Annotated in this window: 11 protein-coding genes; 1 reads left to right on the top strand and 10 read right to left on the bottom strand. The window is 70.3% G+C overall.

Annotated elements, in window-relative coordinates:
* Positions 1-41: 41 nt before the first annotated feature.
* The gene (locus BV453_RS08160) at positions 42-1,328 is read left to right on the top strand and encodes an MFS transporter (RefSeq protein ID WP_126893583.1); all 1,287 of its coding nucleotides are present in this window, start codon (positions 42-44) and stop codon (positions 1,326-1,328) included.
* Here BV453_RS08160 and BV453_RS08155 read toward each other — a convergent pair.
* The 10 genes from BV453_RS08155 to rsmI all read right to left on the bottom strand — a co-directional run bounded on the left by BV453_RS08155 (position 1,307) and on the right by rsmI (position 13,293).
* Positions 1,307-2,185, bottom strand: a complete 879-nt coding sequence (locus BV453_RS08155; RefSeq protein WP_126893582.1) for a TatD family hydrolase — start codon at positions 2,183-2,185, stop codon at positions 1,307-1,309. The two genes, BV453_RS08160 and BV453_RS08155, sit on opposite strands and share 22 nt — an antisense overlap.
* A gap of 17 nt (positions 2,186-2,202) precedes the next feature.
* Positions 2,203-3,780: a methionine--tRNA ligase gene (gene metG / locus BV453_RS08150; protein WP_025105612.1), complete on the bottom strand. Its 1,578-nt coding sequence runs from the start codon at positions 3,778-3,780 to the stop codon at positions 2,203-2,205.
* A gap of 49 nt (positions 3,781-3,829) precedes the next feature.
* Positions 3,830-4,999: a family 1 glycosylhydrolase gene (locus BV453_RS08145; protein WP_249521338.1), complete on the bottom strand. Its 1,170-nt coding sequence runs from the start codon at positions 4,997-4,999 to the stop codon at positions 3,830-3,832.
* Between the two features lie 41 nt (positions 5,000-5,040).
* Positions 5,041-6,741 carry an ABC transporter ATP-binding protein gene (locus tag BV453_RS08140; protein ID WP_374209027.1) on the bottom strand — a complete coding sequence of 567 codons (1,701 nt, stop codon included), beginning with the start codon at positions 6,739-6,741 and terminating at the stop codon, positions 5,041-5,043.
* Between the two features lie 5 nt (positions 6,742-6,746).
* A complete protein-coding gene (locus tag BV453_RS08135; RefSeq protein WP_025105609.1) occupies positions 6,747-7,679 on the bottom strand; it encodes an ABC transporter permease in 933 nt (310 codons plus the stop codon).
* On the bottom strand, positions 7,676-8,656 hold the full coding sequence (locus tag BV453_RS08130; protein WP_025105608.1) for an ABC transporter permease: 981 nt from the start codon (positions 8,654-8,656) through the stop codon (positions 7,676-7,678). The genes BV453_RS08135 and BV453_RS08130 overlap by 4 nt, the downstream gene beginning before the upstream one ends.
* Complete coding sequence (locus BV453_RS08125; RefSeq protein ID WP_249521336.1) at positions 8,653-10,317, bottom strand: ABC transporter substrate-binding protein; 1,665 nt, start codon at positions 10,315-10,317, stop codon at positions 8,653-8,655. The genes BV453_RS08130 and BV453_RS08125 overlap by 4 nt, the downstream gene beginning before the upstream one ends.
* A 156-nt stretch (positions 10,318-10,473) precedes the next feature.
* Positions 10,474-11,568, bottom strand: a complete 1,095-nt coding sequence (locus BV453_RS08120) for a LacI family DNA-binding transcriptional regulator (protein ID WP_249521335.1) — start codon at positions 11,566-11,568, stop codon at positions 10,474-10,476.
* 211 nt (positions 11,569-11,779) lie between these two features.
* Positions 11,780-12,418: a class I SAM-dependent methyltransferase gene (locus BV453_RS08115; RefSeq protein WP_249521334.1), complete on the bottom strand. Its 639-nt coding sequence runs from the start codon at positions 12,416-12,418 to the stop codon at positions 11,780-11,782.
* Positions 12,419-12,471: 53 nt separating this feature from the next.
* Positions 12,472-13,293, bottom strand: a complete 822-nt coding sequence (gene rsmI, locus BV453_RS08110; protein WP_025105604.1) for a 16S rRNA (cytidine(1402)-2'-O)-methyltransferase — start codon at positions 13,291-13,293, stop codon at positions 12,472-12,474.
* Positions 13,294-13,357 lie beyond the last annotated feature (64 nt).

Here is a 13,357-nt window from a genome sequence, read left to right as displayed (position 1 = left end):
GGTTCCTGGGTGATGTCCGTGATCATCGCTATCCTTCGGAGGTGCCCTCCCTCGGTGAACTGATCGCTCCGCGGCGCCTGGGCAGGGATTTCCGCTGGCTGCTCGCGTCGTCGTGGACGAGCAACATCGGAGACGGTGTGGCGCTGGCCGCCGCTCCCCTGCTCATCGCGTCGATGACGTCGTCGCCGATCCTCGTGGCCTCCGGCGCCATCCTGCAGTTCCTACCGTGGCTGCTCTTCGGACTGCACGCAGGGGCCATCGCCGACCGCTTCGATCGGCGGCGCCTGGTGATGACCGCCAACGCCGTGCGCGCCGTCGTGCTCGCGGCCCTCTGCGTGTTCCTCGTGACGGGAACCGCGAACATCGGGATCGTCCTCGCCGTCGCGTTCCTCTACGGCACCGCCGAGGTCTTCGTCGACACCGCGGGGAGCACATTGCTGCCGATGCTCGTGAAGCCGGCAGACCTCGGTATCGGGAACGCGCGCCTGCAGGCCGGGTATCTCGTCGCCAACCAGTTCGCCGGGCCGCCGCTGGGCGCGTTCCTCTTCGCCGCCGGGAGCGCATGGCCGTTCCTCGTCGAGGTGCTGTGCGTGACGCTCGCGATCGTCCTCATCTCCCGCATGGCCCGCACGCCCGTCCCGCCGCGGGAGACCGAGAGCCACCCGCCGGTGCACACCGACATCGCGGAGGGTCTGCGCTGGCTGTGGCGCAATCCGCCGGTGCGCATGCTCGTGCTCATCATCCTCGTCTTCAACGTGACCTGGGCCGCGCCGTGGGGCGTGCTCGTGCTCTACGCCACCGAGCACCTGCAGATGGGGCCCGTGGGTTACGGCGCGCTCACCACGGCGTCCGCGGCGGGCGGCATCCTCGCGACTCTGAGCTTCGGCTGGCTGGAACGGCACGTGTCGTTCGCGAGCCTGATGCGCATCGTCCTCTCGCTCGAGGTGCTCATGCATCTCGCGTTCGCGCTGACCACCACGGGCACGGTGGCCCTCGTCATCATGTTCTTCTTCGGGGCGTACGCCTTCGTGTGGGGCACGATCTCCACGACCGTCCGGCAGCGCCTCGTCCCCGCTTCCCTCCAGGGGCGCGTGGCCTCGGTCAACATGGTCGGCGTCTTCGGCGGCATGATCGTCGGTCAGGCCCTCGGCGGCGTCATCGCGCAGACCTGGGGCCTGACGGCACCGTGGTGGTTCGCCTTCGGCGGGGCGGCGATCACCCTGGTGCTGGTGTGGAAGCCCATCTCGCACATCGTCAGTGCCAAGCCCGTCGCCGAGACCGGGCCCGAGGACGTCGATCGGGAGGGTCAGCCGGCGAACGAGCCGTAGACCCGCAGCGTGTTCTCGGCGAGCTGCGCGGAGAGCTCTTCCACGTCCAGGTCGAGCTCCGCGGCCAGGAAGCGCACCGTGAGAGGCACGAGGTACGGCGCGTTCGGGCGGCCCCGCAGCGGGACCGGCGTGAGGAACGGAGCGTCCGTCTCGACGAGGAGGCGATCGAGCGGGGTGACCTTCAGCGCGTCGCGCAGGTTCTGCGCGTTCTTGAACGTCACGTTCCCGGCGAACGACAGGTAGTAGCCCGCGTCGGCGCACACCCGAGCCATCGCCTCGTCGCCGGAGAAGCAGTGGAACACGGTGCGCTCGGGGGCCCCGACCCGCGTCAGCGTCTCCAGCACGGCCTCGTGCGCATCCCGGTCGTGGATCTGCATCGCGATGCCGTGCTTCTTCGCGAGCGCGATGTGCGCCTCGAAGGAGGCGAACTGCGGCGCACGGCGCTCCGGTTCGGTGCGGAAGAAGTCGAGCCCGGTCTCGCCGATCGCGCGCGTGCGCGGATGGGCGGCGAGCTCGTCGATGACCGCGAGCGCCTCGTCGAGGCGCCCCTCCTCCGCGTACGTCGGGGCATCGTTCGGGTGGATGGCGACCGCGGCGAGGACCCGGGGGTCGGACGCGGCGGCCTCGACCGCCCAGCGGGACGACTCGATGTCTCCGGACGCCTGCACGACGCCGATGACACCGACGGCCTCCGCCCGGTCGAGCTGGGTCTTGAGAGACATGGGCTGGTCACCATCGGCGATCTCGAGGTGCGCGTGGTTGTCGTACACGGGCACCGCGAGGGGCTCCGGGGCCGCCGGATAGGTCCGGTCCTTGCGCCCGTCGCCCGAGCGCTCGCGCACGTAGGTCTCCGCCATGGTGTCCTGCCCGGATGTCAGGCCGTGGACTCCACGCGCGGGAACAGCGGCGCGAGGCCGTTGACGCTCGTGCCCGGCTTCAGCACGCCCCAGGCCCCCGCCTCGCGGATCGGCTGGTCCTGCAGCCGCCCCAGGGTCTCCGCGGCGCCGAGCGCGATCCACAGCTTTTCGGTCGACTGCGGCATCACCGGCGACAGCAGCACGGCCAGCGCCCGCAGCCCCTCGGCGCACGTGTAGAGCACGGTGCCCAGACGCTCGCGCTGGTCCTCGTCGCGGGCGAGCGCCCACGGCTCGTTCTCGGTGATGTACCCGTTGAGCGCGTCGACGATGGTCCAGATCGCGGAGATCGCCTCGTCGATGCGGAACTGGCCGATCGCGGCGTCCGCCTTCGTCGCGGCGTCCGCGACGATCCGCTGGATCGCGAGGTCGGCCTCGGTGTACTCGGCCGCCGGCGGCACGATGCCCTCGAAGTACTTCTCGATCATCGCGGTCGTGCGCGAGGCGAGGTTGCCGAAGCCGTTCGCGAGCTCGGCCTGGTACCGCGCGGACAGGTCCTCCCAGGAGAACGAGCCGTCCTGGCCGAACGCGATCGCCGACAGGAAGTAGAAGCGGTACGCGTCGGAGCCGAAGACGTCGGTGATCTCGGTCGGCGCGATGCCGGTGAGCTTCGACTTCGACATCTTCTCACCGCCCACGAGCAGCCAGCCGTGCGCGAAGACGCCCTTCGGCACATCGAGCCCGGCCGCCATCAGCAGCGCCGGCCAGATCACGGCGTGGAAGCGCAGGATGTCCTTGCCGACCACGTGGTACGCGGGCCAGCGGCGCGCGAAGGTCTCCTCGTCGGAGCCGTAGCCGACGGCCGTGGCGTAGTTGAGCAGCGCGTCGACCCACACGTAGATGACGTGCGACTCGTCCCACGGCAGCGGGATGCCCCAGTCGAAGGTCGAGCGGGAGATCGACAGGTCCTTGAGGCCCTGGCTCACGAAGGAGACGACCTCGTTGCGCGCCGAATCGGGCCGCACGAAGTCGGGCTCGGTCTTGTAGAGCTCGAGCAGGCGGTCCTGGAACTCGCTGAGCTTGAAGAAGTAGTTCTTCTCCTGCAGCAGCTCGAGCGGCTTGGAGTGGATGGCGCAGACCTTCAGCCCCTCGAAGGGACCGGTGCCGTCGACGATCTCGGACTCCGGCTTGAACTCCTCGCAGCCCACACAGTAGAGCGCCTCGTACTCGCCCGCGTAGATGTACCCGCGGTCGTAGAGCCGCTGGAAGAACGTCTGCACGTTGGTCTCGTGCCGCTCCTGCGTGGTGCGGATGAAGTCGTCGTTCGCGACGTCAAGGGTCTTCAGCAGCGGGAACCAGCTCTCGCTGACGAGCTTGTCGACCCACTCCTGCGGGGTGACGCCGTTGGCGGCCGCGGCCCGCAGCATCTTCTGACCGTGCTCGTCGGTGCCCGTCAGCATCCAGGTGTCGTCGCCCGCCTGGCGGTGCCACCGTGCGAGCGTGTCGACGGCCACCGTCGTGTACCCGTGACCGATGTGCGGCACATCGGAGGGGTAGTAGATGGGCGTGGTGATGTAGAAGGAGTCGCCAGCGGGCATGGGGACAATTCTAGGTGCCCCCATGCCCGTGGTTACGCCGTGCGGCTGGTCAGAGCCCATTGCGGCGGGCGACCTCGCCGAGCCAGGCCAGCGAGGGCTTCGGGAACCGCTCGAAGGTCTCGTGGTCGAAGCCGATGAGACCGAACGTCGGCCGGAATCCACTCGCCCACTCGTAGTTGTCCAGCGCGCTCCAGTGCTGGTAGGCGCGGACCTCGACGCCGTCGCTGATGGCGCGGTGCAGCCCCTCCAGCGCGCCCTGCGTGTAGGCGATGCGCCGGGTGTCGTCGGCCGTGGCGATGCCGTTCTCCGTGACGAGCACGGGGACGCGGCCGCTGCGCTCCCACGCGCTCCGCACGCCCAGCTCGAGGGCCTCGGGGAAGAACTCCCAGCCCGTGAGCGTCGTCTCCACGTCCGGCGACACCGGCAGTGGCCCCTCCGGACCGATGAACGTGCGGGTGTAGGCCTGCACGCCCACGAAGTCGTCTCCGGCGGACTGCTCCAGGTACCAGTGGTCGCGCGGGTCGCCGTACGTCGCGAGCATCTCGTCGGCGCCGGGCTCGCCGGTGGAGTGGAAGGCCTGGGTGGCGATCGTCCAGCCCGCCTGCACCCCGGGCACCGTGTGCAGGATCTCGGACGCGCGCCGGTGGGCCGTCAGCAGGGTGTCCGCGACGCCGAGGTCCGGATTCGGCAGGCCGTAGGCGACGAGGTTCGCCGCGTCCTCGCCCCCGGCCAGCATCGCGGCGATGTTCGGCTCGTTGATCGTGCACACGTAGCGCACGCCGTCGAGGATCGGCAGCACGGTCTCCACATAGCGGGAGAACAGGTCCACCGCGTCGTCGGCACGCCAGAAGCCGTCCTTCTGGAACCACTGCGGCACCGTGAAGTGCATGAGGGTGACCGTCGGGTCCAGCCCGTTCTCCCTGGCGGTGTCGATCATGCGGCGGTAGTGGTCGAGCATCGCCCGCGAGACGAACCCGCGCTCCGGCTCGATCCGCGCCCACTCGACTGAGAACCGGTAGGAGTTCAGCCCGGCCTCGGCGAGCAGCCGCATGTCCTCCGGGTAGCGGTGGAAGTGGTCGGCGGCGTCACCGGAGGGCTCGACCATGGGCGAGTCGGGGGCGTGTTCCATCGCCCACCAGTTGCTCGTGGTGTTGTTGCCCTCCACCTGGTGGGCGGCGGTCGCGGCGCCCCAGAGGAAGCCGTCGGGGAATGCGAGCACGGATGCGCTCCTCTCTCTTTCTTGCAGTCGTTCGTCGCGCGTCAGCGGGCGCGGGCGGGGTTCGGCACGGCGTCGAGCAGTTCGACCGTGTACGGGTCCTCCGGATGCTGCAGCACCTGCGAGGTCTCGCCCCGCTCGACGACGCGGCCGCTGTTGAGCACGAGGATGTTCTCGGTGACGAGCCGCGCGCTCAGCAGATCGTGGGTGATGTAGAGCATGCTGATGCCCCACCGTTCGCGGAGGTCCTCCAGCAGCGCGAGCACGCCGGCGCGGAGCGACACGTCGAGCATCGACACCGGCTCGTCCGCGATGAGCACCTGCGGGTCGCTCGCGAGCGCCCTGGCGATCACCACGCGCTGCCGCTGCCCGCCGGAGAGCTGGTGCGGCAGCTTGGCGGCGAACTGCTCGACGGGCGTCAGGCCCACCGTCTCCAGCAGTTCGAGCACACGGGCCCTGGCCTCCGCCCCGCGCAGCCTCGTGTAGTTCACGACGGGACGGGTCAGGGCGTACTCGACGGTGTGCAGCGGGTTCAGGGCCGCGTACGGATCCTGGAACACCATCTGCACGTCCTTGCGGAGGTCGCGGAGTCCTCGGCGCTTCAGGGCCGCGACATCGACTTCGCCGAAGCGGATGCGGCCCGAGGTCGGCTTCTCGACCCCGGTGAGCATCTTCGCGATCGTCGACTTGCCCGAGCCGGAGGCACCGACCAGCGCCAGCGCCTCCCCCGGCTCCAGGCGGAAGGACACGTCGTCGACCGCGACGACCGGATCCTGGCCGCGGCGCGGTGCCGGATAGCGCTTGGTCACGCCCTCCACGACGATCGCGGCATCCGCGCGCCGGGCGTCCCGCGGCGACACGGTCGGCAGGGTCTCGGTGACGTCCGTACGGCTGCGTCCCTCCCGGCGGCGGGTGCCGAGATCGACGAACCCGGGGATCTCGATCTTCTCGGCGCGCGGGTCGGCGTAGTGGCTCAGCAGCATCCGGGTGTACTCGTCCTGCGGGCGGTGCAGGATGTCCTGGCTGCGGGCGTCCTCCACGATGCGGCCCTCGTGCATGACCATCACCCGGTCGGTCGCCTCGAGGACGATCCCGAGGTCGTGGCTGATGAGGATCGCCGTGAAGCGCTCGGACCGCTGCAGCTCCTGGATCGTGTCCATGACCGCGTGCTGGACGAGCACGTCGAGCGCGGTGGTGGGCTCGTCGAACACCATCAGCTGGGGTTCGAGCGAGAGGGCGAGGGCGATCGAGGCGCGCTGCCGCATGCCGCCGGAGAGCTCACCGGGGTATCGGTCGAGCACCTCCGGCTTGAGCCCCACCTTGCCGACGAGCTCCCGCGCCCTGGCCTGGCGCTGCTCGGCGGGCACATGACCGTGCGCGGCGAAGATGTCGCGGAAGTGGTTGCCCACGGTCCGCACGGGGTTCAGCGCGTTCATGCCGGACTGCAGCACCATCGCGAAGCCGCCCTGCCGCTGACGCCGCAGTTCTTCGGCGTCGAGCTCGCGGATGTCGCGGCCGTCGAACAGGATGCGTCCGCCGCTGATGCGCGCCGGCGGCTTCTGCAGCCGCGTGAGCGCGAAGCCGAGCGTGGACTTGCCCGACCCGGACTCGCCGACGAGCCCGACGAACTCGCCGCGCCGGAGCGCGAACGACACGTCGCGCACGGCCGGCACCGGCTCCTGCCCCGGGGAGGCGTACTCCACGGACAGCGACTGGACGTCGAGGAGGATGTCGTCGTGCTCCATGGCGCTCATCGGCCCTTCCCTTCGCGCAGGCGCGGATTGGAGATGCCGTCCACGCCGAAGTTGATGAGTGTGAGGCTGAGGGCGAGCAGCGCGATGCACAGACCGGGCGCGAACAGCAGCAGCCACTGGCCGGTGAGCAGGGAGTTCGAGTTCTGCGCCCAGTAGAGCATCGTGCCCCAGCTGACGATGCTGGAGTCGCCGAGGCCGAGGAACTCCAGCCCCGCCTCGGCGAGGATCGCCGCCGTCGCCGCTCCGAAGAGGGTGCCGGCGATGATCGACGTCATGTTCGGCAGGATCTCGCGGAAGACGATCCGCGCCCTGCTGTCGCCGGAGAACTGCGCCGAGGTGACGAAGTCGTTGCCGCGGAGGGACTGGGTCTGGCTGCGCAGCACGCGGGCGCCCCAGGCCCAGCCGGTCACGACGATCACGGCGATGATCATGAGGATGCCGCCGTTCTGCAGGTAGGCCGCGATCACGATCATCAGCGGCAGGCCCGGGATCACGAGGAAGAGGTTCACGATGAACCCGACGACCTCGCCCGCGAAGCCGCGCATGTAGCCCCAGCTCAGACCGATCAGCACGGCCACGATCGTGGAGAGGAGCCCGGCCGCGAAGCCCACGAGGAGGCTGACCTGGGCACCGTAGATGAGCTGGCTGAGCACGTCCTCCCCGGCCGCGGTCGTGCCGAGCCAGTGCTCCCACGAGGCGTCGGCGTTGCGCGGGAACCCGTTCTCCTTCGGGCCGTACGGAGCCAGGAGCGGGGCGAACACGGCGACGAGCACGAAGAACGCGAGGAGGCAGAGGCCGATGCGGGCCTTGCCGTTGGACCACAGGGTGCCGACCATGCGGCCGAAGGCGCGCCACGGGCTGGGCGCCGCGATGCGGGCGGTGGGGACCTTGACGGTCACGGTGCTGGGGGTGGGGTTCGGGGTCGTCATCGGCGAGTCCTCGGGTCGAGAACCCCGTAGAGGATGTCCACGAGGAAGTTGGCGATGAGCACGCTCACGGTGATCATCAGGAAGAGCGCCTGCATGAGCGGGTAGTCCTGCCCGATCACGGCGTTGAACAGCAGGTAGCCGATGCCCGGATAACCGAACACCTGCTCGACGAGGATCGAGCCGCCCACCACGCCGCCGAGCGTGAGCCCGAAGCCGGTGAGGTTCGGCAGGATCGCGTTGCGGGCCGCGTAGCGGAGGGCGATCGTGCGGCCGCGGAGGCCGTTCGCCTCGCCGAAGGTGATGTAGTCCTCGCCGAGCGTGTTGATCATCGCGTTACGCATGCCGATGATCCAGCCGCCGAGGGAGGTGAGCAGGATCGTCAGCGCCGGCAGGAACGCGTGCCGGACGAGGTCGACGATGAAGTCCCAGGTGAAGCCCGGGGTGGTCGTCGCCGAGTAGGCGCCGGTCGTCGGGAACCAGTGCAGCACGTAGCCGAGGAAGAACAGCAGCAGCAGCGCCGTCCAGAAGTACGGGAACGTGCTGAGGAACGACCCGGTCAGCGTCGGCAGGGAGTCCAGCCACGTGCCGCGCCGCCAGGCGGCCATCACGCCGATGAGGGTGCCGATCACGAAGGCGAGGATCGTGACGATGCCGACGAGGCCGAGTGTGTACGGCAGCGCGGTGGAGACCATGCTCGACACGGTCTGCGGGTAGAACGTGTACGAGACGCCGAAGTCGAGCCGGACGACCTGGCCGAGGTAGGCCACGTACTGGTCCCACATCGATCCGGTCGGCACTCCGAGCTGCGCCTCGATCGCGGCGCGCGTGGCGTCCGAGACCGGACCGTTCTGGGAGAGCTTCGCGATCGCGGCGTCGGCGGGAGAGCCGGGCATGAGTCGCGGGAGGAAGAAGTTCAGGGTGATCGCGGCCCACAGGGTGAGCAGGAACAGGCCGATCTTCTGGAGGACGTACTTCACTGGTCTCCCCCGTCCGTGCGCTTCAGGTGGGTGAAGATGCCCAGCGGCGCCGAATCGTAGTTCTGCGGGATCATGTACGGATCGTCCGCGGAGGGCCAGCCGGTGAACTTCGCGTCGTTGAACAGGCCCCAGATCCCGCCGTAGTACAGGCCGATCACGGGGACCTGCTCGTACACGATGCTCTGCAGCTCGTGCACGATCTCAGTCTGGCGGTCGGGGTCGATCGTGGCGCGGTACTCCTCCAGCAGGGCGTCGGCCTCCGGGGAGCGGTAGCGCTCGAAGTTGTTGGTCGTGACCTCGCCGGCCGGCACGTAGAAGTCGCTGGAGAGCAGGCTGTTGTAGGCCTGGTACACGTCGCCGTTGCCCATGCCGCCGATCGCCATCTCGAAGTCGCCGGTGCCGATCGCGCTCTGGTAGCCGGCGGGCTGCGGGAGCTTGAGCGACACCTTGACGCCGACGTCCGCGAGCTGGCGCTGCACGGTCTGGGCGGCGCGCGTCCAGTCGGAGTATCCGTTGGCGGTGGTCAGCGAGAACGCGAGCTGCTCGCCGTCCTCGCCGACGAGCTGGTCACCCTGCAGGGTGTACCCGGACTCGGCGAACGCCGCGAGCGCGGCGTCGCGGTCCTGCGCGAGCATGCCCTGGTCCGGGATCTCCGGGTCGAGGTACTTCTCCTGGTTGGGCAGGATGAGGCCGGTCTGCCCGGCGGGCTGCATGTAGCCCTCGGAGGCGGTCTCGGCGATCTCCTCCCGGTCGAGCGCGAGCGCGATGCCGCGACGGACGTTCACGTCGTCGAACGGGGCGACCTCGAGGTTGGGCACGAGCGAGATGACGCCGCCCGGCGGGAACCACCAGGTGTTGTCGGGACTCGCCGCCCCCCAGGTCCCCTCGACGTCGGAGATGAAGGAGTAGGCCCAGTCGTAACCGCGGGTCACGGTGTCGAGCTGGGTGTTCGTGGCCGGCAGGATGATGTGCTCGATCTCGATCTTGTCCGCCTGCCAGTAGTCGGGGTTGCGGTCCATCGAGTACTGCTGGTCGTTGTAGTTCCCGAGCACGAACGGGCCGGTGCCGACCGGCTCCTCGTTGCGCCAGGTGGCCGGGTCCTCCACGTCGGCCCACAGGTGCTCGGGGACGATCATGGTCTGCCCGAGGATCGAGAGCGACGGCGCGTCCTCGCCCTGGAGGTGGAACACCACGTCGTCGCCGTCGACCTCGATGCGGTCGATGTGCTGCCACGCGCCCTTGATGTCGAGCGAAGGCTCGTCCTTGATGAGCTGGAACGTGAAGGCCACGTCCTCCGGGGTGAAAGGCTCGCCGTCGCTCCACTCCACGCCGTCGCGGACCGTCATCACGATCGTGCGGGCGTCGGGCTGGGTCCACTCGGACGCGAGCCACGGGGTGAGCTCACCGTCGAGCGGGTTCACCAGGATGAGCGGCTCGTAGATCCACCGCGAGGCCGTCCGGGTGTTCGTGAGGTAGGGGTTGAAGTTCTGCGTGAAGAACGGGTTGCCCTTGTCGGCGTTGATGAGCATCGTGTCGTCGCCGATCGAGGGGTCGGGCTGCGAGCTGATCTGGATGCTGCAGCCGCTGAGCGCGACCGCTGCGGCCGCGAGCCCCACGACGGCGGCGCGGCGCCAGCGTCGGAAGGTGTGCGTCTCTGCCACTGGATGACCTCATGTCGTCTCTGTCATGAAGGGCGCCCCGGGGGGTGGGGAGTCCTGCCGGCCGAAGCCGTACACGAGATTGTAAGCGCATACATTTTGAATCGGCAACCCTGTGGCGAGCCAGGAGACCCTCCGGGGTGGCGCGGTCGCGTCGGTTCAGGAGGGGCGCGTGGAGCTCTCGCGGAGGAGGATCTGGAGGGGCAGACGCGTGGTGAGCGGCGGGGCGTCCGGCTGCTCCAGCCGTCGCGCGAGCACCTGCACCGCCGCGCGTCCGAGCTCGATCATCGGCTGCCGGATCGTGGTCAGCGGCGGCGACACCAGGGTCGCCGCCTCGATGCCGTCGAACCCCGTGACGAGGACGTCGTCCGGCACCCGCACGCCCGCCCCGCGGAACACGTCCATCGCCCCGAGGGCCATCTGGTCGTTGGCGGCGATGAGCGCGGCGGGCACGCCCTCGTGCGCGAGCCGCTCCCCCGCCCGACGTCCGGAGGCGCGGGTGAAGTCGCCCCGGAGGAAGCGTACCGCTGCCGGGTCGCGCCCCGCGGCGGCGAGCGCGGTCGACACGCCCTCCCACCGCTGCTCGGCGTCGGGCGAGTCGGCCGGGCCGGCGAGGAACGCGATCTCCCCCTCCCCGACCTGGGACAGCACGTGACGGGTCAGCTCCCCCATCGCCTCGACGTTGCTCACCGTGACGTGGTCGTAGGCATCGCCCCGTGGCGGTCCGGACAGCACCACCACCGGGATACGGCGGGCCAGCCGGGCGAGCACGGCGTCCGGCACGCTGCGGGCGAGCACCATGAGCCCGTCCACGCGGCCGGCCATGTCGCGGACGGTGGAGCGGTCGGGATCGTCGCGGCCGACGCCCACCATGAGCACGAACCCCTGCTTCCACGCCTCCAGCTCGGCGCCGCGGAGGACTTCGTCGAGGAACAGCATGGAGGAGTGCGGCGCGTCCTGCTCGTCCGACACGACCGTGAACGGCGGTCGGGCGGCGGCGGACAGCACGTCGAGGGGCGGAGCGTCCTCGGCGGCGTCGAATCCCGGGAAGTACAGCCCCAGCACCCCGGTCCGGCGTTCGGCGAGACCCCGCGCGCTCCCACTGGGGACGTACCCCAGCGCGGAGACCGCGTCGAGCACCCGCTCCCGGGTCGCCGGACGGACGGCCTCCGGGGAGCGCAGCACCCGCGACACGGTCGCGATCGACACTCCGGCGCGGTCGGCGACGTCGTACACCGTCGCGGCCTTGCTCACGCGGACTCCTCTCGCTCGCGGGTTCTGGTTCTGGTTTCTGGTCCTGGTCCTGGTCCTGTCAGCGTAGGACAGTCTCCCCCGGTGCCCCCCTCCCGCTCCCGCGCGCGGGCGCAGATTCGCGTCGGTGTCGCAGGGATGGAGTCAGGCTCTGCGACACGGTGCATATGTCCGACACGGTGCAGACCTGCGAGGGCGTGCCTGGACGGGCGGGTCAGGAGCGGAGGGCGCGGAGGGCTCCGTGCGGGCGGGAGCTGATCTCGCCGGGTTCGCGCTCGCGGGTCTCGGACCACTGCACCTCGAGACCGGCCGCGGCGAGCAGCGGGGACAGGACCTCCGCGGTCCAGAAGAAGGCGGGGGCGACGGCATGAGGGAAGATCACCCGGGGTTCGCCGACGAAGTACCCGAGGAGCAGGCTCCCGCCAGGGGCGAGCACCCGGGCGAACTCCGCGAACACGTCCGGGAGCTCGGCCGGAGGCGTGTGGATCACGGAGTACCACGCGAGGACGCCGCCGACGGTGCCCGATGCCTGCGGCAGCGTCCGGAACGACCCGTGATGGAACGAGAGGTGCGGATACTGCGCCCGCGCCCCGTGGATGAAAGCCGAGGAGAGGTCGATCCCCTCGACGTCCTGCCCCTCGCCCCCGTGCAGGAAGGCCGTCCAGTGCCCGGGGCCGCAGCCCGCGTCGAGCAGCCGCCCCGGGGTCTCGTCACGCCACCGCCGGATGAGCTCGCGGTCGCGCGGATCCATCAGTCCCAGGTCTCCCGCGACCTCCCGGTACTCCGCGGCCCTCGCGTCGTAGGCGCGCGCGACCGGGTCCTGTCCCGCGGGAGGCCGCAGATCCGGGCTCATGCCGCAGCCGCCCCCCGCATCCCCGCAACCGGGGTGCGAATCTGCGACGGGGGTCACCGCGACCGCGCCGCCAGGGCCGCCTGATACAGATCCCGGGAGGACAAGCCCGTCAGGGCCGCGACCTCGGAGGCCGCATCCTTCAGGCGGGTGCCGTCCGCGACCAGGGCCTGCACCTGGGCGAGGGCGTCCTCCGGGGAGGCCTCCCGCCGCGGCGCCCCCTCGACGACCACCACGATCTCTCCCTTCACCCCGTCGGCGGCCCAGGCGGCGAGCTCGGACGCGGTGCCACGACGGACCTCCTCGTACAGCTTGGTCAGCTCCCGGCACACGGCGATCCGGCGGTCCGCGCCGAAAGCGGCCCCCATGTCGGTCAGGGTCGTCGCCAGGCGCGAGGGCGACTCGAAGAACACCATCGTGCGCGGCTCGGCGGCGAGGGCGGAAAGGGTCGCCCGGCGCTCCCCCGGCTTCCGCGGCAGGAACCCCTCGAAGGTGAAGCGGTCCGTCGGCAGCCCCGAGATCGCCAGGGCCATGAGCACCGCGCTGGGCCCCGGGATCGCGGTCACCGTGACCCCCTGCGCCACCGCCTCGGCGACGAGGCCGTATCCCGGGTCACTCACGGTCGGCATGCCCGCATCGCTCAGCACCACGAGGTCGGTCTCCGCGGCGAGCGCGGCCAATTCCGCGGCCTTCTGCTTCTCGTTGTGGTCGTGCAGCGCGATCAAGCGGGGCCGGTTGTCGATCGCGAGGGCCTGCAGGAGGCGCTGCGTCGTGCGGGTGTCCTCCGCCACGACGATCTCCGCGTTCTCCAGCACCTCCACGAGTCGCCGCGACGCATCGCCCAGGTTTCCGATCGGGGTCGCGGCGAGGATGATCACCCGCCCAGCTTAGGCGTGGACCCGCAGCGGGACCGGAGCCGGCATACCGGGAGCACAGGGTGGA

The organism is Microbacterium sp. ER1, assembly GCF_023383675.1.
In the GTDB taxonomy this organism is placed as follows: domain Bacteria; phylum Actinomycetota; class Actinomycetes; order Actinomycetales; family Microbacteriaceae; genus Microbacterium.
The sequence above is the reverse complement of the archived record's forward strand: the minus strand, read 5'-3'. Positions and strand labels throughout refer to the sequence as shown.